The organism is Methanoculleus caldifontis, assembly GCF_032842345.1.
GTDB lineage: Archaea > Halobacteriota > Methanomicrobia > Methanomicrobiales > Methanoculleaceae > Methanoculleus > Methanoculleus caldifontis.
This window is the reverse complement of record NZ_WBKO01000002.1, coordinates 54,301-74,243: the sequence shown is the minus strand read 5'-3', so window position 1 is coordinate 74,243 and position 19,943 is coordinate 54,301. Positions and strand designations below refer to the sequence as shown.

Here is a 19,943-nt window from a genome sequence, read left to right as displayed (position 1 = left end):
AGGGGCCGGTGGAACCAGAGAGCAGCGGTGAGGCGATCGCCAGGAGCCTCAAGGCGAAAGGGCCCATGCTGGTCGCCTACTCAGGGGGCGTCGACAGCTCGCTCCTCGCCGCCCTGGCCGTCCGGGCGCTCGGAAAGGAGCGGGTCCGGTGCGTCCTCCTGGACTCGCCGCTCCTGCCCCGGCAGGCGGTGCGGGAGGCGCGGGAGACCGCTACCCGGCTGGACCTCCCCCTGGAGGTCGTGGCGTTCCCGATCCTCCGGGACGAGACCTTCCGGGCGAACCGGCCCGACCGGTGCTACGCCTGCAAAAAAGCATCCTCCCTCCTGCTGAAGGAACTGGCCCGCCGGGGGGGGATCGACACGGTTGCAGACGGAACGAACGTCTCCGACCTCGGCACGTACCGCCCGGGGCTTGCTGCAAGCGACGAGGAAGGGGTCTGCCACCCCCTTGTCGAGGCGGGTGCGGCGAAGGGCGACGTCCGCAGGATCGCACGCGAGTGTGGGTTCCCGTTCTGGAACAAGCCTTCGGCAGCCTGCCTCGCAACCCGCATCCCCTACGGGGACGAGATCACAGAGGAGGCGCTCGCCCGGATCGAGGCGGCCGAGGAGGCCCTGCAGGGCCTGGGATTCGCTCAGGTGCAGGTGCGGGTCCGGGTGCACGGCGATGTCGCCCGGATAGAGGTGCCTCCCGACAAACTGGAATCCCTCTTTAGCGTGCGAGACAAGGTCATGGCCGCGTTCCGGGGGATCGGCTTTGCCTATGTCGCCCTGGACCTCGCCGGATACCGAAGCGGGAGCATGGACGAGGTATTATGAAGATCGAGGACTGCAGGACGGATTTCCCGATCACCCGGGACCTCATCTACCTGGACAGCGCGGCGACGTCGCTCACCCCGAAACCGGTGGTCCAGGCGATGGTCGAGTACGACCTCCGGTACCGGGCAAACGTCGGGAGGGGGATGCACCGGCTCGCCGTCGTCGCCACCCACCGCTACCGGGACGCCCGCGACGCCGTCCGGTCGTTCGTCGGCGGGGACGGGGGCGCCCTTGCCGTCACCCGGAACACCACCGAGGCGATAGGAGCGGTCGCCGCCGGTCTCGCCTGGCAGCGGGGCGACCGGGTGGTGACAACGCTCCTCGAACACCACTCAAACCTCCTCCCCTGGCTCCGGCTCCGCGAGCGGGGGGTCGCGGTGGATATCGTCCGGCCGGACTCTGAGGGCTGCCTCGACCTCGCCGACCTGGAGGCGGCCATCCGCGACGATACCCGGCTCGTCGCCGTCACCCACGCTTCAAACGTCCTCGGCACCGTCCTTCCCGTCCGCGAGATCGCCGGGATCTGCCGCGACCGGGGTGCGCGGCTCCTCGTCGACGGCGCCCAGTCGGCTCCGCATCTCCCGGTCGACGTCGCCGCCATCGGGTGCGACTATTTCTGCTTCTCGGGCCACAAGATGCTCGGCCCGACCGGGACGGGCGCGCTCTGGATGCGCCGGCCGGACCTCGAACCGCTCTTCGTCGGGGGCGGGTCGGTCGAGAGCGCGACGGCCGAAGGCTATATCCTCGCTCCCGGCGAGCAGCGCTACGAGGCGGGAACGCCCCCGATCGCCGGCGTCATAGGGCTTGCACGGGCGGCGGCGTATCTCCGGGAGATCGGGATGGAGACGGTGCGGCGGCACGAGGAGCGGCTCGCTGCCCGGCTGATCGACGGGCTTGCCGCGCTCGACGGCGTCACGGTCGCGGGACCGGATGCGTCCGGCGAACGGATCGGGGTCGTCTCGTTCACGGTCGAAGGGATGCACCCGCACGAGGCGGCGCAGGTCCTCGACGAGGCCGCGGCCGTCCTGGTCCGGTCGGGACACCACTGCTGCCAGCCGCTCATGGAGCATATCGGCCTCCCGGACGGAACGGTGCGGGCGAGCACCTACATCTATACCACAGCAGAGGAAGTCGACACAATGATAGCCACCGTCGAAGAGATATCCCGGAGGGCGACCTGATGCTCTACCGGGAACTGCCGATCGTCAAAGGCGACGGGGAGACGTTCGTTCCCGCAACCCACCCTGTCGTGGAGGAGATGCCCCTCTCCGTGACCGTCAACGGGCGCCACGCCCTCACCGCCATGACGAGCCCGGCGATGCTCCGGGAGTTCGTCGTGGGGTTCCTCTACACGGAGCGGATCGTCAAGGAACTCCGCGAGATCGAGTCGATCCGCATCGAGGGGAACACCGCGAGCGTCCTCACGAAGAACCCGTTCGCGATCCTGACCTCGCACAAGACCGTCCTCTCCGGGTGCGGCGGGAGCACCTCGTTCCTTGATACCGGACGGCTCCCCGCGATCCGGTCCGACCTCGTCCTCGCGCCCGAGGCGATCCGGGCGGCGACGAAAGAGACGCTCGACTCGGATCTGCACCGGATCACCGGCGGCATCCACCTCGTCGGGCTCTTCGAGGGAGAAGGGAAGGCAATCCGGATCGCCGAGGATATCGGTCGGCACAACGCCCTCGACCGGGTCGTCGGCCACGGCCTCCTCGAAGGGATCGACTTTTCACGGACGTTTGCGGTCAGCTCCGGCCGGATATCCTCCGAGATGGTCAGGAAGTGCCTGGTGGCGAACATCCCGGTGATCGTCTCGCGGGGGGCGACGACCACCACCGCCGTCGAGGCCGCGGAGGCAGGCGGGCTCACCGTTATCGGGTTCGTGCGGAGCAAAAAGATGAACGTCTATACCGGGTGGGGGCGGGTCCGCGGCGCTTCGCCGCCGTCCGCCGGCGAGTGACCCGGTACTTCGCTAAAGTTCCGAGGAAGCCCCTCTGGAGGTCAAACCGCTTGACTTCCCTTCGAAGCCTTGAGGCCTCTCAAGCTCGCTTACGCTCGCACTTCGCACCTAACGGTGCTCGAGCTCCGGCCCTTCGGACCATCGCACTTCGCGGCTTCGCGCTCTTCGCGTGAGGCTGTATCGCCATCTGCACCAGCTACCCCACGCGAAGCCGCGACGAACGCGAAGGAGACTATCAATACCCATCCAGACTTCGCGACTCACACCTGACGGTGCTCAAACTCGCTTCGCGCGAGGCCACACCGCCAGCCCCTATTGGTACTCATGCTATCCAGAGGTTATTTGGAGCATTTCAACAGGGCTAAATTACCTGCTCTGCAGCCCTCTACCGGGGAGCTGCGGCGCCGCCTTCTCGACAGCCACCGGAACCGGGCTTCGGGGATCACAACAAAAATTTTGAATTTTCAGATTAATCTGAAAATTTGGATAACTATAAATCCTCCCCTCTCAACCATAGTATGAAGAACACTATGGCAGAAGAGAACACCAATCCGGAACGGTGCCCGCCCGGCGGAACGCCGTGCGGGTGCAACCAGGTTGCCGTCTGCAGCGTGGAGGCGGTGCTCAGCGTGGACGAACGCGGGCAGATGGTCCTGCCGAAAGACGTGCGGGAAAAGGCAGGGATCCGACCGGGCGACAAGCTGGCGCTGATCACCTGGGAGCGGGACGGCGAGGTCTGCTGCCTTGCGCTGATGAAGGCCGGGAGCCTCAGCGGGATGGTCAAGAGCGTCCTCGGGCCGCTGATCGATGAGGCGGAGTGAGGTCATGGCATCCCCGCCGCAGTCGTGCTGCCGGTCCTGTCCGGAGACCGTTCAGCCGGCCGCCGAACCGGTGCAGGAGATCCGAACGACAGACAGCAGGATCACGCCCGCCAACCACCTCGATCACTTCCTCGCGCGCTGGGGAGTAAATCGGATGGGGCACCGCGTGGAGCCCGGGCTCTACCGGCTCGGGAACCCCACGCCCGACTCGCCGGTCTTTGCCTCCTCAAACTACACCTTGAGTTTCGATGCGCTCCGGTCCGCCCTCTCCGGCCACGACGGCTACATCCTTGTGCTCGACACGCACGGGATCAACGTCTGGTGCGCTGCAGGGAAGGGGACCTTCGGCACCGACGAGATCGTCCGGAGGATAGCGCTCACGGGTCTCGCGTCCGTCGTGCGGCACCGGACGCTCATCGTCCCGCAGCTCGGCGCCCCGGGCGTCTCTGCCCACGAAGTGCTGCGGCGTTCGGGATTCAGCGTGGAGTACGGGCCCGTGCGGGCAAGCGACCTCCCGGAGTATCTCGCCATCGGGCGAGCGACGCCCGATATGCGGCGCGTCCGCTTCCCGGTCGTCGACCGGCTCGTGCTCGCGCCGATGGAGCTCGTCCACGCCGCGCTTCCGACCGCTGCAGGCGCGATCGTCCTTTACCTCCTTGCAGGCCTGCCGGCAGCGCTCGGGGCAATCTCCGCGGTCCTTGCCGGAACGGTGCTCTTCCCGGCCCTGTTGCCGTTCATCCCCACCCGGGACTTCAGCACGAAAGGGCTCATTCTGGGCGGAATCGTCGCTCTTCCCTTCTCGGCCACCTTCTTCATGGAGACTGCCGCGTCCGGGTGGGCAGGCGTCCCTGCCGCGCTCGCACCTCTCCTCCTCATGCCCCCCGTGACCGCGTACCTCGCGCTCAACTTCACCGGTTCGACCCCGTTCACGTCGCGGACCGGCGTGAAGAAGGAGATCTTCCGCTACGTGCCGTTCATGGCCGGGATGGCGGTCCTGGGAGCCGTCCTTGCCGCCGTCCTCGGGGTGGCCCGCCTTCTGGGGGCGGTCTGATGTTTGACTCCTACCGCGAGAACACCCTCCGCTACAACCCGGAGCGGTGTTTCGGCTGCCTGCGGTGCACCGAGGTCTGCCCGCACGGGGTCTTTGCAGAGGGGAACCGGCGGGTCGAGGTCGTCCGGCCGGAGGAGTGCATGGAGTGCGGGGCGTGCGCCAGGAATTGCCCGGTGCAGGCCATCGAGGTCCAGAGCGGGGTCGGGTGCGCCTGGGCGATGATCGGGGCGGCCCTCCGGGGTAAGGAGATGGACAGCGGCACCTGCGGCTGCGGGGGAGATGAGGGGTCCTGCTGCGGCGGCGACCGGTGAGACCCGCTACTTTCCGTCCCGCCCGAGCAGCCTGCAGACCTGGCAAACCTCGCCGCTCGCAAGTTCGCCGCAGATCCGGCAGGTAGAGAGCGCCTTCGCCGGCTCCGCAGGGCAGGCCGAACGCCTGACCCCATCGCGGAACCGCATCAGGCGGAGCATCGTCCCCGGGTGGCGGTGCTCGAGCCCGGCAAGCATCGATCGCACCTCCGACCGGAGCGCGGTCCCGGCGTAGGGGCACTCGGGCAGGTCACGGAAATAGCTGCGGAGGAGGAGGTAGGTCACGATCTCTTTCTCGGAGAGGACGGCAAGCGGCTTTATCCGCGGGACGAAGTGACCCGGATAGCCGGCTGAGGTGTCCTGGAGGAGGCGGGGGAGGTCGCCGCGGAGGACGTTCATCAGGACCGACTGCGCCTCGTCGTCGAGGTTATGGCCGGTGGCAAGCTTCGTCGCGCCGACCCTCTTTACCCCCTCGACGAGCGCCCGCCTGCGCAGCACGCCGCAGACGGTGCAGCCCTGCGGTTCTCTTCCGACGAGCAGCCTGTCGAGATCGTCCCCGAAGAGGTCGGTAAACGTGACGATCGCATGCTCGACGCCGAGTTCGTCTGTCAGGGATTCTGCGGCCTTGAGGGTCTCCTCCCGGTAGCCCGCGATCCCTTCGTCGATGGTGACCGCAATGAGACTCGCGCCGAGTGCGGGGAGGATGGGGTGGAGCAGCAGGAGCAGGGCGGTGCTGTCTTTCCCCCCGCTCAGGCCGACGGCGACCCGGTCGCCCGAAGATATCATGCATTCGTGCTTCACGGCGGCGAAGACGCGGGCCCCGGCGTCCTCGATGAAGTGGGCGGCGCAGAGCCGCCGCTCCGGCTCGGCGAGGCGGACGACCGCGGGTTCGCCGCAGAGAGAGCACCGGTTCTCCGCCGAAGTCACCGGTTCACCCGCCGTGCGAGAACCGGAGGATCCGGAGCTCGTCGCCCTCTTCCGCCGTCACGTCCTCGGGGACGATCCTGCCGTTCTTCACGACGATCACGGTCGCCGGGTTGATGCCGAGCTCAAGGAGGATCTCTTCTATCGGCGCGGAGGCGCAGGAAAGCGTCCGCACGCTCCTGTCCGGGAGGATGATCTGCATACCTGTCCCAGAGCATTGGTCCCGCCACCCCATAAATGTCCTGCAGAACCGGAATGCGGCAGATTCGGCCGCAACGACAAGTAATATATGGATCCCTGGCGATACCCATAAGTCTGATTAACAATTGTTAACTTCCGTCCCGGCAGCCACGACAACGAGAGGGAGGAGCTGAATTCATGCGTACCATGACACCCGAGGAGAAGGCGTATCTCATCAGCATAGGGTCGGCGAGCATCGACGAGGCGCTAAGCGCAGATTTCCTGCCGACAACGGCGACGGCGGGTCCCGGCGCCGGAGGGTCGTCGGTCTTCATCCGCTCCGGCGGCCGGCGGGTCCGCCTCTCCGTCAACCCCGCATCGCCGCTCCGGGTCGTCCCGGACAGGGATGGGATCGCCATTGTCCGGAATGGGGAGACGATCGTGCGGGGCAGGCTCGAGCGCTCGCTCTGTCACTGCCCGGAACAGGCCTACATCACCGTCAGCGAGCGCTGCATCTACGACTGCAAGTTCTGCCCGGTGCCGAAGCTCGACGGGGCGATCAAGGACACGGAGACGGTCGTCAGGATGGTCGAGGAGGCTGCCGCCAGCGGGAGCCTCTCTGCGATCTCCCTCACGAGCGGCGTCGCCGGATCGCCGGAGCAGGAGGTGGAGCGGATGGCCGCCGTGGTGAGGGCGCTCCGGGCGCGGTTCGATCTCCCGATCGGGGTCTCGGTCTATCCGACCGCGGACTCGACCGCGATCCTCCGCGCCGCCGGTGCCGATGAGATCAAGTACAACGTCGAGACGATGGACCCGGCAATCTTCGCGCGGGTCTGCCCCGGCCTCTCCCTTCCGTTCATCCTCAATGCGCTCGCAGGGGCGGTGGAGGTCTTCGGGAGGAACGCCGTCTTCTCGAACTTCATCATCGGCCTCGGCGAAGACGACGAAACGATCAGAGACGGCGTCGCCCTTCTTGCGAGGATAGGCGTCATTCCCATCCTCCGGCCGATCTCCGCATCGCCCCTCCGGGCGGGGGAGATCGCCGTCGAGCGCCCGTCGCCGGAGCGGCTCCTCCGCCTCGCGGCGATGACCCGCGAGACACTGGAACGACACGACCTTGACCCCCGGCGGGCGAGGACGATGTGCCTCCCCTGCACCGGGTGCGACCTCACCCCATTCCGGGATGTCTGAGGCAGGGGCTCACCGGGCGCACCCGTCCTCCCTCTCGTAATACTGCAGGATCGCGAGGGCGGCGTCCCGGCCGAGCCGGTCATCGACGAAGGTGAGGAAGACCTCAATATGCTCGGGAGGAACGCAGCCGAGGCTCTCGCTCCCGTCCAGTATCAGTCCTACGAGGTAACGGAGGTCGTCATCGTTCAGCCGTTCCAGCCGCTTCCGGAAATCCTCTGCGTCCGTCGCGTAGTGGTTCGCAAGCGGGGGGAGGATGGACCGGTATGGCCCTCCTGAACCCGCGCAGACCAGCCCCAGGCATTCCGGGGCAGATCTCTTCAGGATCGTCACGTCCCGTTCAGATAAGATTCGCGCCATGGGATCGTCCCTGTAAGTCCGGCAACCCGGGCCGGATCACGTATTAACAATTGTTAAGTGCGCACAGGGATAACAGTTATGGACAGGACCGCATCGTCGACTGCAAAGAGAGGTTGTGATACCATCCCATCTTCAAGTCCCGCCCAAACCCTCGTCGAACGGATAGCCGCGTTGAAAGAGGAGCGCGGCGCCGTCATCCTCGCCCACAACTACCAGATCCCGACGGTGCAGGAGGTCGCCGACCTCGTCGGGGACTCGCTCGAACTCGCACAAGCGGCGGCGAAGGTCGATGCCGACGTCATCGTCTTCTGCGGCGTCGACTTCATGGCCGAGACGGCGGCGATCCTCTCGCCGGAGAAGACGGTCGTCCTGCCCGCGGCCGACGCCTGCTGTCCGATGGCGGAGATGGTCGTCCCCGGCGAGGTCCGGGTTCTCCGCGAGCGGTTCCCAAAAGCCGCCGTGGTTGCCTACGTCAACACCTCCGCCGAAGTGAAGGCGGAGAGCGATATCTGCTGCACCTCCGCAAACGCCGTCGCCGTCGTCGAGTCGCTCGCGGCGGAGCAGGTTATCTTCCTTCCCGACCGGAACCTCGGCCGCTACGTCGCCCGGTTCACCGAAAAAGAGATCCTCCCCTGGGACGGCTATTGCATCGTCCACGACCGGATGACAACCGGGGACGTGGAGGAAGCCCGCCGTGCCCACCCGGACGCCGAGGTGCTCGTTCATCCCGAGTGCCGGCCCGAGGTGATCGACCGCGCCGATCGCGTCTTCTCGACCTCGGGAATGGTGCGGCACGCCTGTGCGAGCCCCTGCCGGGAGTTCGTCATCGGCACCGAGGCAGGGCTCCTCCACCAGCTCAAAAAACAGTGCCCGGAAAAGGTCTTCTTCCCTCTCTCGAGCCGGGCGGTCTGCGTCAACATGAAAAAGACCGATCTCGCGAAGGTGCTTGCAGCCCTCGAACGGTGTGAGCCGCGGGTGACGGTCCCGGAGGATACCGCCGCCCGGGCGCGGACGGCGATCCGGCGGATGCTGGACCTCCCCCGGTAGGCCGGTCTTCAGGGTTCGCCAAGAATGTCTCTCTGAGCGAAGAACCGGTCCCAGTCCCAGGGTTCGTCGAGCACCCGGACCTCGACGTCCCTGACACCGCTCACGTCGAGCACCCGGCTCCTGACCTGGTCGGAGAGGTAGTCGACGAGAGGGCAGGCGGCGGTGGTCAGGACCATCTCCACGAGCACCGAGGAGTCCTGGACGGTGATCCCCTTGACGAGGCCGAGATCGACGACGTCGATCCCGACCTCCGGGTCGATCACCTCTCTCAGCGCCGCCCTGACGCTCTCCTCGAGCGCGATCTCCTCCTGCCGTTTGCCGCCGACCAATCCCGACCGCTCCACCGCCCGGAGCCGCTCGTCGATCCGGTTCTGCCTATCGAGCATGCGGCTGACCACCCGGAGCATCGGGTCGGGGAGGTCGCCGCGGTCGAGTCGCTCCTGGCCCTTCCGGCACTTCGGGCCCGCGAGCCTGCCCGGAACCCCAACGACCGTCGCACCAGGGGGGACGGGGCGGACGACGACCGAACCCGCCCCAATCTTTGCCCCGCGGCCGACGGTGATGGGGCCGAGAACGCTCGCCCCCGACCCGATGACGACGCCGTCCTCGATGGTCGGGTGCCTTTTTGTCTGCTCAAGCGCCGTGCCGCCGAGAACCACGCCCATGTAGATCAGGACGTCGTCGCCGACCTCCGCCGTCTCCCCGATCACGACGCCTGAGCCGTGGTCGATGAAGACCCGGCGCCCGATCTTCGCGCCGGGGTGGATCTCAATCCCGGTCAGCGCTCGCGAGATATGGGAGACGAGCCGGGCCGGGAAATAGAGCCGGCGGCAGTAGAAGGCATGCGCTATCCGGTGCGCCCAGATCGCGTGGAGACCCGGGTAGCAGCAGATCACCTCGAGCGTCGACCGGGCCGCCGGGTCTTTTGTAAAGACCGTCCGGATATCTTCCCTGATGCTCACCGCGCCCCGTCCCCCGTCATGCTCCAAAGAGATCGGTCGAGAGGTAGCGCTCGCCCGTATCCGGGAGGATCACGACGATCGTCTTCCCCTCGAACTCCTGCCGGGCCGCAACCTGCAAGGCCGCGTGAGCCGCGGCGCCCGAGGAGATGCCGGCAAGGATTCCCTCCTTCGCGGCGAGCTGGCGGCTCATCGCAAAGGCATCCGCGGAGGTAACCCGGAGGATCTCGTCGACGAGATCGGTTCTGAGAACATCCGGCACGAACCCGGCCCCGATCCCCTGGATCCGGTGCGGGCCGGCCGTTCCGCCCGAGAGGACGGGGGACTCGGCCGGTTCGACGGCGATGGCCTTAAAGGAGGGTTTTCGAGCCTTGATGACCTCCGCGACCCCGGTGATCGTCCCGCCCGTCCCGACGCCGGCGACGATGGCATCGACGATCCCATCGGTGTCCCGCCAGATCTCCTCGGCCGTCGTCCGGCGATGGACGGCGGGATTCGCCGGGTTCTCGAACTGCCGGGGCACGAAATAGGTGTTCGGGTTCTCGGCGGCTATGTGGGCCGCACGGCCGACCGCTCCCCTCATCCCCTCGGCTCCGGGCGTGAGGACCACCTCGGCGCCAAGCGCTGCGAGGAGCTTTCGCCGTTCCACGCTCATCGTCTCGGGCATCACGAGCACGAGCGGGTAGCCGCGGGCGGCGCAGACGAACGCGAGTGCAATCCCGGTGTTGCCGCTCGTCGCCTCGACAATCGTCGTCCCCTCCCGGATCTCGCCGGTCCGCTCGGCCCCGTCGATCATCGCGACACCTATCCGGTCTTTCACGCTTCCCATCGGGTTGAACGACTCCACCTTGGCGAGGACGGTCGCACGGGAGCCTTCCGTCACCCGGTTCAGCCGAACGAGCGGGGTGTTCCCGATCGTCCAGGTGATGTCATGGTATATCCGTCCCATCGGTATCAGCCTCCTTCTCTCACTCACGCATTGTCAGGGTCTGCAAGCGCTCCCACATCATCAACATTTCTCACCGCTTCCTCGAGAGCGCGGACGGTCTCGATCGTCGCAGCGGTGGCGGGCCGTGCCGGCACCGCCCCGCACCCGCAGGCAGGGGTAATCGACGCGTCGAACGTCCCGATCTTGCGGGCAAGCCGGACGACATCCTCCTTGTCGAACCCGATCAACGGCCGGTAGACCGGGATCGTCGCCGCATCGGTGAGCACCGCGAGATTATCGAGGGTCTGCGACGCGACCTGGCCCATCGACTCCCCGGTGACGAAACCCTTCGCCCCCTCCCTCCGGGCAACGTCGGCGGCGATCCGGTACATCCGCCGCTTGCAGAGGAGGCAGGTGTAGCGCTCCTCTCCCCGCTCCTCGAGGCCCTGCCGCGCCCGGGCGAGGTAGCCGTCTCCGACGACCATAAGTTCGATATCGGGCTGGTACCGGCGGAGGGCCTCGATTGTGGCCTCGGTCCGGGCGAGGTTCGTCCCGTCGAGGTAGCCTTCGAGCCCGACGTAGACGGGGACGATCCGGCACCCGCGCCTCATCATCAGATAGGCCGCGACCGGGGAGTCGATACCGCCGGAGACGAGCGCGACGAGCGTCCCCTCGACGCCGAGGGGAATGCCGCCGACGGCAGGGATCTTCTGGTCGAAGAGGTAGCAGGTCCCGTCCCGGACCTCGACGAAGATCTCCCGCTCCGGGTCGTCGAGATCGACGCGGAGGTGCGGGTACTCCCCTCGGATCAGGTCTCCGAGCCGCTCGGCAAGATCCCGGGAGGTGAAGGAGTGTTTCCCGACGTGCCGGATCCGGAGGGCGAAGGTCGCCGCCTCCGCAATGTCGCGGCGCTCGCAGAAGGCGAGGATGCCCCCGGAGAGCCCGTCGAGCGGCACGACGTCGCAGAGTGAGATCGAGACGATCCCGAAGATACTCTTGAGTTTCTCCGGATCGACCACGCCTGAAAGCCAGATCCTCCCGCGCTCCCGCCAGGGTTCTGAATCGGGAAGCACTCTCTTGATATTCCGGATCAGGGTCCTCTCCCATTCCCGGCGGACGGGCTCCGACTTGAGGAAGACCTCGGAGTAGCGCACCAGCCAGACCTGTTCCGGATCGATCACGGTCTCTTTCTCCCCTTCTGCCTGAGCCGTTCGATCTCCTCGCCCCCCGGCACCCGGATCAGGAACGTCCCGTAACAGGGCTTGGTGTAGGGGAGGAGGATGAAGGTATCCTCCTCCACCCCGACGGCGATCGGCGGGACCCCGATGATGTGCTTATCAAAGATCGCGTATCCCGGGTCGACGTAGTAGACCTCGTGGCAGCGCTTCTCCACCAGGGCGCGACATTCCGCGAAGGAGGCACCCCGGAGGAGAACCTCCGGGTCGAGCTCGTCTATGCACGCCATCCGAAGACCTCGTCGATCCCTTTCTTCAACTTCACCGGGTTGTGGACCGCCTTCTCCACGACCTTTTCGCAGGGGAACTCGACCTGTGCTGCGAGTTCCTCGGCATTCCGGCCGAAGACGACGACGACGAGGCGCGCTTCCGGGAGGAGGTAGCGCATCGAGGCGGCATACGAGAGACCGGCATCGTTATGGGCGAAGACCACGCAGAGGGCGGCGTCCCGCTTCTTCTCCGCGACTTCCCCGATGCAACGGTCGAGGTCGACGGTTTTTCCGATGTAATGCTTTTTCTGGTCGGAGACGCGGAGGAGCGCGAGAACCGAGGGGTTTCCGGCCGTGACCACGTCGTAGCCGTCCTCGGCGAGCCGGCCTGCAAGATAGAGGCCGATCGCCGCCTGCACCGGGACCTCCGGGCACCCGAAGATCAGGAGAGCCGATTCATTTTTTTCTGCTTGTGTTGTCATGCGCATCGTCCTATCAGCGTGCTGATGGCATCGCTCGATATGAGCCCGATCACCCGCCGGTCGGCGTCGACGACGGGGAGGGCGGATATCGAGCGCTCCTCCATCCTCCGGGCGGCCTCCGTGACCGGTTCGTCCGGCGCGGCGGTGACGACCGAGCGGGACATGATCTCGTCGAGGCTCCCGTGACTGCAGGCGACCGCTTTCGCGATGTCCCAGGAGGTGACGATCCCGGCGAGATCGCCCCGTTCGGCGAGGACGGGGAGGTGGTTGACGGCGTTCTCGATCATGATCCTCGCAGCGTCGTGGATGGACGCCCGCTCGGCGATGGTCGGGGCATCCGTCTCCATGACGTCCCGGACGAGCAGGTGATCGAGGAACGTGCCGATGAGGTAGTTCATCTGCCCGTCTTCGAGGAGGAAACCGTCGTGGCCGTAATTCGACCGGATCTCGCAGTACTGGACGGGAATGCCGTTCGCGGCCAGCGCGTTTGCGATCTCCTCGGACTGGTAGGGCGGGTAGAGCCAGTCCGAGGATACCGAGACGACCAGGAACGAAGCCTTCGCCCCGGCAAGACCGGCGGCGAGCGAGTCGTCCACGGCGAGGTCGAAGTAGTCGAGCGCCCGGGTTATGTAGAGGTAGGAGTTGGCGTCGAACCGCCGGGTGAAGGTGTCGCCCTGGTGGTGGAGGTAACTCTCGACCTGGAACTCGGTGGAGAAGCCGTAGCCGACGGTGCTGCGGCCCTGCAGGTTGCGCCCGAACTTCTCGCGCATCGCCCCGTCGGAGAGGTAGGTGATGTGCCCGATCATCCGGGCGAGTCGAAGTCCCTGCACCGGTAGATGGTCGGCCGGGTAGTCTCCGCCCGCCCACGCGGGATCGGCCATGACCGCCTGCCGCCCGACCTCGTTGAAGGCGATCTGCTGGGCGGTCGAGCGTGCGGTCGTGGCGATCGCGATCACCTTCCGGGCTGCCTCCGGGTAGGCGACCGCCCACTGGAGCGCCTGCATGCCCCCCATCGAACCGCCTGCCACCGCGGCGAGGCACTCGATTCCGAGGTGATCTATCAGCCGTTTCTGCGCCCGGACCATGTCCCGCACGGTGATCACGGGGAACGCGAGGGCGTAGGGCCGGCCGGTCGCCGGGTTGACGGAGGCCGGCCCCGTCGATCCCTTGCAGCCGCCGATGACGTTTGAGCAGACGACGAAGTAGCGGTCGGTGTCGAAGGCCTTTCCGGGACCGACGACCCCGTCCCACCACCCCGGCCGATCGGCCCCCTCGTGGTAGCCTGCCGCGTGGGCGTCGCCGGAGAGGGCGTGACAGATCAGGATCGCGTTACTCTTCTCCCGGTTCAGCCGCCCGTAGGTCTCGTAGGCGATCGTCACCGGGGCGAGGACCGCGCCGCTCTCGAGAATGAGGGGTTCGGGGAAGGTGACGTACCCGGTCCGCACGGTACCGACCGAACCGGGCATGTTACGCATCCCGCAGAGCCTGGTCGAGGTCTTCGATGATATCCCTGATATCCTCTATCCCGACGGAGAGGCGTATGTAATCCGGGGTGACACCGCACGCCGCCTGCTCCGCGGGCGTCAGCTGCTGGTGGGTGGTGCTCGCGGGGTGGATGACGAGGCTCTTTGCGTCGCCGATATTTGCCAGGTGCGAGAAGAGCCGCAGGCGCTCGATCACCTTCCTGCTTGCATCGCACCCCCCTTTCACCCCGAACCCGACCAGGGCGCCGAAACCGCCGGCGAGGTACTTCCGGGCGAGGGCGTGGGCCGGGTGATCGGGGAGCCCCGGGTAGTTCACCCAGGCGACCTTCGGGTGGTCCCGGAGGAACCGGGCGACAGCCAGCGCGTTCTCCGAGTGCCGTTCCATCCGGAGGTGGAGCGTCTCAAGCCCCAGCAGGAGGAGGAAGGCGTTCATCGGCGAGAGGCACGCGCCCATGTCCCGGAGGACCTCGAGCCGGACCTTGTAGACGAGGGCGACGTTCCCGAGACCCGAGTAGTCGCGAAACGTCTCCCAGTACTGCAGCCCGTGGTACGAGGGGTCGGGCTCGGTGAACCCGGGAAACTTCCCGTTATCCCAGGCGAAGTTGCCGGAATCGACGATCACCCCGCCGATCGAGGTGCCGTGGCCCCCGACGAACTTGGTGGCCGAGAGGACGACGATATCGGCGCCGTGGTCGATGGGGCGGACCAGGCCGACCGCAGCGGTGTTGTCCACGACGAACGGCACCCCGGCCTCGTGGGCGATCGCCGCGATGGCCTCAAAGTCGGGAACGTCCAGTTTGGGGTTCCCGATCGACTCTGCGTAGACCGCCCGGATCTTCTCCGTTATCGCCGCCCGGAAGGCCTCCGGATCGGTCGAGTCGACGAAGGCCACCTTCCGCCCTAGTTTCGGGAACGTGTAGTTGAAGAGCTCGTAGGTGCCGCCGTAGAGGTTGTCGGCGGCGACGATCTCGTCGCCCGGTCGGGTGACGGCAAGGAGCGCGTTTGAGATAGCCGCCATCCCCGACGCGACCCCGACCGCTCCGGTCCCGCCTTCGACGGCGGCCATCCGCTGCTCGAAGACGTCGGTGGTGGGGTTCATCAGCCGCGTGTAGATGTTCCCGGGCTCTTTGAGAGCAAAGAGGTTTGCTGCGTGTTCCGTGTCGCGGAAGACATAGGAGGTCGTCTGGTAGATCGGTACTGCCCGGGCTCCCGTCGCCGGATCGGGCGATTGGCCGGCGTGGAGGGCGAGCGTGCCCGGCCGATAGTGGTGTGTGCTCATACTTATGCTGTCCTGACGTTCAGTTCATATTTTGCGGCGATCTCCTGGAAGGCCTCCGTCAGGTAACGGATCTTCTTCCAGGAGAGGCCGAAGGTGTTCAGTTTCCAGGTCCGGGTGGCGCCGGCGAACTCCCCGGCGATACCACGCCCTGAGAGCTCGTCGGAGAGGAAGAAGCCCCGCCGCTTGTGGGTCGCCGCGACCGTATCGAAACTCCCGGTGGTGTCCACCTTGGTGAGGGTGTGCTTCCGCGGGTACTCGGAGAGGACCTTCGTGCCCTCGATAGCGAGAAGGCCGTCGATGAAGTGGTTTGACTTCTTCACCTCCTCGTCCCAGCGGAGGGTACGCTCCCGGACTGCGGGGAACGAGGCCATCATGGCGATCAGGTTCGCCCCCATCAGGGTGCATCCGAGCATCTCCACCTCCTTGACCCCGAACTTCCGGCGGGTGAGGTCTCCGACCATCGCCGTGGTCCGAAAGACCCGCGGCGCCCACTCGGCGGTGGCGGCGAGGACCCCGGACGGGGCGGGGGAGGCCATGCTCTTGTGCCCGGAGCCGACGACGAAGTCGGCCCCGATCGCTCTGCCGTCGACGGGCATGGTGCCGACGGTATAGGCCCCGTTGAGGAGGAAGGGGACGTCGTATTGGTGAGCGACCTTCGCGATGCCGGCGACGTCGTGGACGTTCCCGAACTGGTAGTCCACGTGGTCGATCATGGCGAGCGCCGGAGTCCTCCCGGTCTCGCGCCGGACGTCCTCGATCTTTGCGGCGACGGCGTCGGGGGTGACGAGGTTCTCTTTCGAGACCGAGACCTCCTTCACCACGCCTCCCGCCCCTTCGACGGCCAGGAACTCCGTGTAGTGGGCGAGAGCCGAGACGATGACCGGGTCGCCCGGCTTGACGAGCGTGGAGGCGACCGCCTGGAACCCACGGCGGGCGCCGGGAACGACGCGGACCACGTCCATATTCAGGAACCGGGCAAGATCCTCGTGAAACGCCGCGATGGGGGGCTTTGTAATCTGGTCGAGACGGAAGGGTTTGCGGCAGGCGTCGCAGGTGGAGTAACCGTCGCCGTAGGCGATGAGGGCCTTCCGGGCCTCGAGGGTCAGGCGGCCGGCGGCCTGGATCGGCTGGATATTGATATACGCCTCTTCCCTGTTCCGGATATCGAGGCTGCCTGCGATCTTCGTGACCTGCGGAGAGCCCGTCCCGGCCTCCAGGTCGTCGAGGACGGCACGGACCCGGGCGACACCCTCCCGGATCGCCTGCTCTTCGGCGGGATCCGGGCCGGTCGGGAGCGCCTCCCGGAGCACTTCCCGGATATCCTCGAGCGCGAAGAGCGCTTCGAACGTCTTCTGGATCTGTTCCTTCATGGAGAGCCGAGGCCCGGAGTCGAACCGGGATGGAGTTGATCTGCAGTCAACCGCGTAGCCGTTCCGCCACCTCGGCAAGGGTATGAATTAACAATTGTTAATCTCACCCATCATAGATAACAATTGTGAATATTTATATCTTCGGGTCACGCCGGCTATCGGGCATTCGCTGTGGAACCGTTCCGGACATGCTACAGTCACGCGGACGTTGACAGGCCGCCGGCATGCCGATGCCGGTCACGGCGCAGGGGAATCGTGACCGTTGTGAAGAAGGGGCACGAGCCTCATCGTAGAGCGGTGGAACCGGTCGTGCCCATCACGGCGGTCAACCACTTCCGGCTGTACCGCTCGCGTCGGAAAACCGGGAGATTTTCCTCACTGTCGTTGCCGGATCGGATCGGCCCGACGTCTCCCGCTCCGGTATGTTTTCGGCAGCGAGAAAGCCACAGCCTGCCGGAGATCAGACCCATTTTCCATGCCCGGACGACCATTCCAAACCCTCTCCTGCGCGTCCCCAATCTTTGAGTGCTCCATGGGATCTGAACTGAGAGATTGGAGTGAGTAAAAAAGAAGGCTCTACTTTCCGGAGTCCCCCGGCACCCAGCGCTCGCCGCCCTCCCCGATCTCCTTCTTCCAGATCGGCACGCTCTCCTTGATCCGCTCGAGGATATACTCACAGGCCTCAAACGCCTCTTTCCGGTGCCCGGCGCCGACGACGATGAGAAGGATGTTCTCGCCGACCCGGAGCCGGCCGATCCGGTGAATGACGGTGACGGCCCCGATCGGGAACTTTGCAAACGCCTCGTCCCGGATCGTCTCCATCTCCTTCACCGCAACCTCCTCGTAGGCCTCGAGTTCCATCGCCTCAAGACCGCCCTCGTCCCTGACGACGCCGAGGAAGGTGACCAGGCCACCCATGTCCGGCCTTCTTACCCGGTCGATCTCGGCGTTCAGATCAAAATCGTCTCTTGTTACGCTGATCATGTTGATCTCCTCCGTCACCCGCCCGCCACCGGCGGGAAGAGCGCGACCTCGTCGCCTTCGGCGAGGGTGAGCGTCGCCGCCTCCGCACGCCGGACGCGCCTGCCGTTGTGCATCAGGATCACGTATCCCCTGAGTTCCCCGCTCTCCTCGAAGAGCGCCTCATGAGCATCTCTCGATACGTCGCCGACCGCCGCAAGCAGCCCGCTCATCGTCGTGCCCTGGGGGGTCTCAAGCGTCAGGTCCCCCCCGATGGCCTCCCTCAACCGGGCAAACGCCCTTACTCTAACCTGCATCTTCCGCTCCTCAACACCGATCGGTCCCGCACGCGCCGCACTCCTCCTGCCGCTCGACCGGCAGGGTCGCCATCGTGGCGGCCCGCCCGTCCCAGATGAGCAGCCGGTTCGTGAGAAGGTCGCCGGTCCCGGTGATATACTTGATCGCCTCGTTCGCCTGGACGAGCCCGATGATCCCGGCCGTGGTCCCGACCACGGGGATGACGCTCTCGCCGGGCGGGGGTGTCGGGAAGATACATTCGAGGCAGGCCGTCCGGCCGGGGACGATCGTCGTCGCCTGTCCGTCGAACCCCCTCACCGCCCCGTGAATGAGCGGAATGCCCGCATGGAGCGCCACCCGGTTGAGGGTATAGCGCACCCGGAAGTTATCGGCGGCGTCGATGATGAGATCGGCCCCGCCCGCGATCTCAGTGGCATTCTCCTCGTCGACGGTCGCACGGATCGAAACAGCCCTGAGATCGGGGTTCTGCGCGAGGAGTTTTTCGGCCGCCGACTCGACCTTCGCCCGCCCGATGTCGCGATCGGTATGGAGCACCTGCCGGTTTAAGTTGGTCAGGTCCACGACGTCGCCGTCGACCAGCCGAAGCTCCCCGATGCCGGCGGCGGCAAGGTAGAGAGCGGCCGGGCAGCCAAGCCCGCCGGCCCCGACGATGACGACCCTCGCCTTCTTCAATCGCTCCTGGGCATCCTCTCCGAAGAGCGCGATCTGCCGCCGATAGCGTTCCAGTTCCCGGTCCGTGAGCATATCAGGTCTCTCCTCCAGTGCAGCGCTTAGAGGCTTTGCGTCCGCAGACGAATACGCTTGTTATGTGGTGCCCGGGTCGATTTGAAGGTTATGATTCCGTGAAGCCGCCGTTGCCGGCAGCCCGGAGGGCCCGGCATCCGGTCCGGAGAAATTTAATTTGCCATAATATATAACTTCAGGAATAAATACCCAGGCCTGATCGGTGCGATTCGGCGAAATGTATATATGAACAATCGTGAATACTCCACCGCGACCGGCAGCAATGCCGGAAGGGGGGAAGAGAATTACTACAGGACTCATCGACGATAGGGAGAGATGGGATACGTTCGTGGACGAGAGCGCCTCCGGCCGCCTCTTCCACAAGTGGGACTTTCTGAAGATCACCGAGAGGCACACCGGTTTCCGGTTCCTCCCCTACGGCATCTTCAAGGGCAACGAACTGATCGGCATCTGCCCGCTCTTCCAGAAGCAGATGCACGGGATCAACCTCCTCCTCTCGCCTCCTCCACTCCAGTCGGTGATACCGTATCTCGGGTTCCTCATGGGCCGCCGCTACGACACCGCGAAACAGAGCAAGAAAGAGTCGATGCTCGCGATCATCACGGAGGACCTGGAGAGCGAGTTTGCGGCCCTGGCCCCGAATTACCTCGCCATAACCCAGGTGCCGGGGTTCATCGATGTCCGGCAGTTCCTCGGCGAGGGCTACGAAACCCGGATTCACTTCTCCTACCTCATCGACCTCATGCCGCCCATCCAGGAGATCTGGGACGGTTTCTCCTCCAATCTCAGGACCAAGCTGCGGAAGGTCGAGAAGAACGGATACCGCCTCGAGAAGAGCACGGACATCTCGATCTTTTACTCCTCGGTCGCCGAGCGGTTCAGCGACCCCGACATGAATATTCCGATGATCAACCGGGCCTACTTCGAGGACCTCTTTCGGGCGTATCCCGACGAGCTCGGCCTCTACTACCTCTACGACGCCGAAGGCACGGTTACCGGGGTGCAGGCCACCCAGGAGTACAAGGTCTTCACCCTCTGGATGGGGGCCCCGAAGATGACCGCGATGCCCGGCAACGAGTTCCTGCAGTGGCTTCTTCTCCAGCAGGCGAAGGAACGGGGGTACCGGCAGATGGAGAACGTCGGGGCGAACAACGAGAACTTAAACCTCTTTAAGTCCAAGTTCAACCCCTCTCTCACCCTCTTTCTGGAACTGAGCAGGCAGGACCTCATCGGCCGGATGGCACGCTGGGCCTACAGCACCATCGCGAGCAGAGCCCCGATGAAGCGCAAGGTCCTCGCGTACATCGAGTGACGGTCCGGA

General features: G+C 65.8%; 23 protein-coding genes and 1 tRNA gene. 9 read left to right on the top strand and 15 right to left on the bottom strand.

Going from position 1 to position 19,943, the window contains the following annotated elements; translation table 11 throughout:
• The first annotated feature begins 8 nt into the window (after positions 1-8).
• From larE to hgcB, 6 genes are all read left to right on the top strand, one after another.
• On the top strand, positions 9-815 hold the full coding sequence (gene larE, locus F8E02_RS09190) for an ATP-dependent sacrificial sulfur transferase LarE (protein ID WP_317065235.1): 807 nt from the start codon (positions 9-11) through the stop codon (positions 813-815).
• Positions 812-1,996 (top strand): aminotransferase class V-fold PLP-dependent enzyme, encoded by a 1,185-nt coding sequence (locus F8E02_RS09185; protein ID WP_317065234.1) that lies wholly within the window; start codon positions 812-814, stop codon positions 1,994-1,996. Before larE ends, F8E02_RS09185 begins: the two co-directional genes overlap by 4 nt.
• Positions 1,996-2,775, top strand: coding sequence for a formate dehydrogenase accessory sulfurtransferase FdhD (gene fdhD, locus F8E02_RS09180; RefSeq protein WP_317065233.1), 780 nt, complete (start codon positions 1,996-1,998; stop codon positions 2,773-2,775). Before F8E02_RS09185 ends, fdhD begins: the two co-directional genes overlap by 1 nt.
• Before the next feature lie 530 nt (positions 2,776-3,305).
• On the top strand, positions 3,306-3,596 hold the full coding sequence (gene hgcC, locus F8E02_RS09175; protein ID WP_317065232.1) for an HgcAB-associated protein HgcC: 291 nt from the start codon (positions 3,306-3,308) through the stop codon (positions 3,594-3,596).
• 4 nt (positions 3,597-3,600) lie between these two features.
• Positions 3,601-4,647, top strand: a complete 1,047-nt coding sequence (hgcA, locus tag F8E02_RS09170; protein ID WP_317065231.1) for a mercury methylation corrinoid protein HgcA — start codon at positions 3,601-3,603, stop codon at positions 4,645-4,647.
• Positions 4,647-4,958: a mercury methylation ferredoxin HgcB gene (gene hgcB, locus F8E02_RS09165; protein WP_317065230.1), complete on the top strand. Its 312-nt coding sequence runs from the start codon at positions 4,647-4,649 to the stop codon at positions 4,956-4,958. The genes hgcA and hgcB overlap by 1 nt, the downstream gene beginning before the upstream one ends.
• Positions 4,959-4,964: 6 nt before the next feature.
• On the opposite strand, the gene F8E02_RS09160 is transcribed toward hgcB, so the two are convergent.
• Together F8E02_RS09160 and F8E02_RS09155 are read right to left on the bottom strand one after the other, a co-directional pair.
• The gene (locus F8E02_RS09160) at positions 4,965-5,882 is read right to left on the bottom strand and encodes a TIGR00269 family protein (RefSeq protein ID WP_317065229.1); all 918 of its coding nucleotides are present in this window, start codon (positions 5,880-5,882) and stop codon (positions 4,965-4,967) included.
• 4 nt (positions 5,883-5,886) lie between these two features.
• Positions 5,887-6,081, bottom strand: coding sequence for a MoaD/ThiS family protein (locus F8E02_RS09155; RefSeq protein ID WP_317065228.1), 195 nt, complete (start codon positions 6,079-6,081; stop codon positions 5,887-5,889).
• Between the two features lie 176 nt (positions 6,082-6,257).
• Between F8E02_RS09155 and F8E02_RS09150 the strand changes: the two genes are divergently transcribed.
• A complete protein-coding gene (locus tag F8E02_RS09150; protein ID WP_317065227.1) occupies positions 6,258-7,250 on the top strand; it encodes a radical SAM protein in 993 nt (330 codons plus the stop codon).
• A gap of 9 nt (positions 7,251-7,259) precedes the next feature.
• Here the strand turns inward: F8E02_RS09150 and F8E02_RS09145 are convergent, their stop codons facing one another.
• Positions 7,260-7,607 (bottom strand): hypothetical protein, encoded by a 348-nt coding sequence (locus F8E02_RS09145; RefSeq protein WP_317065226.1) that lies wholly within the window; start codon positions 7,605-7,607, stop codon positions 7,260-7,262.
• Positions 7,608-7,685: 78 nt separating this feature from the next.
• On the opposite strand from F8E02_RS09145, the gene nadA reads away from it, so the two are divergent.
• The gene (gene nadA, locus F8E02_RS09140) at positions 7,686-8,654 is read left to right on the top strand and encodes a quinolinate synthase NadA (protein WP_317065225.1); all 969 of its coding nucleotides are present in this window, start codon (positions 7,686-7,688) and stop codon (positions 8,652-8,654) included.
• 8 nt (positions 8,655-8,662) lie between these two features.
• Here nadA and cysE read toward each other — a convergent pair whose 3' ends face one another.
• The 12 genes from cysE to F8E02_RS09080 all read right to left on the bottom strand — a co-directional run bounded on the left by cysE (position 8,663) and on the right by F8E02_RS09080 (position 18,622).
• Positions 8,663-9,616 (bottom strand): serine O-acetyltransferase, encoded by a 954-nt coding sequence (gene cysE / locus F8E02_RS09135; protein WP_317065224.1) that lies wholly within the window; start codon positions 9,614-9,616, stop codon positions 8,663-8,665.
• 16 nt (positions 9,617-9,632) lie between these two features.
• Positions 9,633-10,562 carry a cysteine synthase A gene (gene cysK, locus F8E02_RS09130; protein ID WP_317065223.1) on the bottom strand — a complete coding sequence of 310 codons (930 nt, stop codon included), beginning with the start codon at positions 10,560-10,562 and terminating at the stop codon, positions 9,633-9,635.
• Between the two features lie 23 nt (positions 10,563-10,585).
• Positions 10,586-11,722: a tRNA uracil 4-sulfurtransferase ThiI gene (thiI, locus tag F8E02_RS09125; protein ID WP_317065222.1), complete on the bottom strand. Its 1,137-nt coding sequence runs from the start codon at positions 11,720-11,722 to the stop codon at positions 10,586-10,588.
• Positions 11,719-12,006, bottom strand: coding sequence for a DUF1894 domain-containing protein (locus tag F8E02_RS09120; RefSeq protein WP_317065221.1), 288 nt, complete (start codon positions 12,004-12,006; stop codon positions 11,719-11,721). The genes thiI and F8E02_RS09120 overlap by 4 nt, the downstream gene beginning before the upstream one ends.
• Entirely contained in the window at positions 11,994-12,467 is a 474-nt protein-coding gene (locus tag F8E02_RS09115) for a DUF1890 domain-containing protein (protein ID WP_317065220.1), read from the bottom strand. The genes F8E02_RS09120 and F8E02_RS09115 overlap by 13 nt, the downstream gene beginning before the upstream one ends.
• Positions 12,464-13,933 carry a homoserine O-acetyltransferase MetX gene (gene metX, locus F8E02_RS09110; RefSeq protein WP_317065219.1) on the bottom strand — a complete coding sequence of 490 codons (1,470 nt, stop codon included), beginning with the start codon at positions 13,931-13,933 and terminating at the stop codon, positions 12,464-12,466. The genes F8E02_RS09115 and metX overlap by 4 nt, the downstream gene beginning before the upstream one ends.
• 1 nt (position 13,934) lies before the next feature.
• Positions 13,935-15,230 carry an O-acetylhomoserine aminocarboxypropyltransferase/cysteine synthase family protein gene (locus F8E02_RS09105; RefSeq protein ID WP_317065218.1) on the bottom strand — a complete coding sequence of 432 codons (1,296 nt, stop codon included), beginning with the start codon at positions 15,228-15,230 and terminating at the stop codon, positions 13,935-13,937.
• 2 nt (positions 15,231-15,232) lie between these two features.
• The gene (pscS, locus tag F8E02_RS09100; protein WP_317065217.1) at positions 15,233-16,600 is read right to left on the bottom strand and encodes an O-phospho-L-seryl-tRNA:Cys-tRNA synthase; all 1,368 of its coding nucleotides are present in this window, start codon (positions 16,598-16,600) and stop codon (positions 15,233-15,235) included.
• A gap of 4 nt (positions 16,601-16,604) precedes the next feature.
• Positions 16,605-16,676, bottom strand: a tRNA-Cys gene (locus F8E02_RS09095).
• 500 nt (positions 16,677-17,176) lie between these two features.
• Positions 17,177-17,584 carry a molybdenum cofactor biosynthesis protein MoaE gene (locus tag F8E02_RS09090; protein WP_394357933.1) on the bottom strand — a complete coding sequence of 136 codons (408 nt, stop codon included), beginning with the start codon at positions 17,582-17,584 and terminating at the stop codon, positions 17,177-17,179.
• A 14-nt stretch (positions 17,585-17,598) separates the two neighbouring features.
• Positions 17,599-17,877, bottom strand: coding sequence for a ubiquitin-like small modifier protein 1 (locus tag F8E02_RS09085; protein ID WP_317065215.1), 279 nt, complete (start codon positions 17,875-17,877; stop codon positions 17,599-17,601).
• 10 nt (positions 17,878-17,887) lie between these two features.
• The gene (locus tag F8E02_RS09080; protein WP_317065214.1) at positions 17,888-18,622 is read right to left on the bottom strand and encodes a HesA/MoeB/ThiF family protein; all 735 of its coding nucleotides are present in this window, start codon (positions 18,620-18,622) and stop codon (positions 17,888-17,890) included.
• A 262-nt stretch (positions 18,623-18,884) separates the two neighbouring features.
• Here F8E02_RS09080 and F8E02_RS09075 point away from each other — a divergent pair, with 262 nt between their 5' ends.
• A complete protein-coding gene (locus F8E02_RS09075) occupies positions 18,885-19,934 on the top strand; it encodes a GNAT family N-acetyltransferase (protein WP_317065213.1) in 1,050 nt (349 codons plus the stop codon).
• Positions 19,935-19,943 lie beyond the last annotated feature (9 nt).

Coding starts and splice junctions, on each gene's coding strand:
- cysK (WP_317065223.1), bottom strand. CDS start 10,562: ATGGGACGGATATACCATGACATCACCTGGACGATCGGGAACACCCCG.
- F8E02_RS09150 (WP_317065227.1), top strand. CDS start 6,258: ATGCGTACCATGACACCCGAGGAGAAGGCGTATCTCATCAGCATAGGG.
- F8E02_RS09080 (WP_317065214.1), bottom strand. CDS start 18,622: ATGCTCACGGACCGGGAACTGGAACGCTATCGGCGGCAGATCGCGCTC.
- F8E02_RS09185 (WP_317065234.1), top strand. CDS start 812: ATGAAGATCGAGGACTGCAGGACGGATTTCCCGATCACCCGGGACCTC.
- hgcB (WP_317065230.1), top strand. CDS start 4,647: ATGTTTGACTCCTACCGCGAGAACACCCTCCGCTACAACCCGGAGCGG.
- F8E02_RS09075 (WP_317065213.1), top strand. CDS start 18,885: ATGCCGGAAGGGGGGAAGAGAATTACTACAGGACTCATCGACGATAGG.
- pscS (WP_317065217.1), bottom strand. CDS start 16,600: ATGAAGGAACAGATCCAGAAGACGTTCGAAGCGCTCTTCGCGCTCGAG.
- F8E02_RS09115 (WP_317065220.1), bottom strand. CDS start 12,467: ATGACAACACAAGCAGAAAAAAATGAATCGGCTCTCCTGATCTTCGGG.
- hgcC (WP_317065232.1), top strand. CDS start 3,306: ATGGCAGAAGAGAACACCAATCCGGAACGGTGCCCGCCCGGCGGAACG.
- metX (WP_317065219.1), bottom strand. CDS start 13,933: ATGCCCGGTTCGGTCGGTACCGTGCGGACCGGGTACGTCACCTTCCCC.
- hgcA (WP_317065231.1), top strand. CDS start 3,601: ATGGCATCCCCGCCGCAGTCGTGCTGCCGGTCCTGTCCGGAGACCGTT.
- nadA (WP_317065225.1), top strand. CDS start 7,686: ATGGACAGGACCGCATCGTCGACTGCAAAGAGAGGTTGTGATACCATC.
- F8E02_RS09085 (WP_317065215.1), bottom strand. CDS start 17,877: ATGCAGGTTAGAGTAAGGGCGTTTGCCCGGTTGAGGGAGGCCATCGGG.
- F8E02_RS09105 (WP_317065218.1), bottom strand. CDS start 15,230: ATGAGCACACACCACTATCGGCCGGGCACGCTCGCCCTCCACGCCGGC.
- fdhD (WP_317065233.1), top strand. CDS start 1,996: ATGCTCTACCGGGAACTGCCGATCGTCAAAGGCGACGGGGAGACGTTC.
- F8E02_RS09120 (WP_317065221.1), bottom strand. CDS start 12,006: ATGGCGTGCATAGACGAGCTCGACCCGGAGGTTCTCCTCCGGGGTGCC.
- F8E02_RS09090 (WP_394357933.1), bottom strand. CDS start 17,584: ATGATCAGCGTAACAAGAGACGATTTTGATCTGAACGCCGAGATCGAC.
- F8E02_RS09145 (WP_317065226.1), bottom strand. CDS start 7,607: ATGGCGCGAATCTTATCTGAACGGGACGTGACGATCCTGAAGAGATCT.
- F8E02_RS09155 (WP_317065228.1), bottom strand. CDS start 6,081: ATGCAGATCATCCTCCCGGACAGGAGCGTGCGGACGCTTTCCTGCGCC.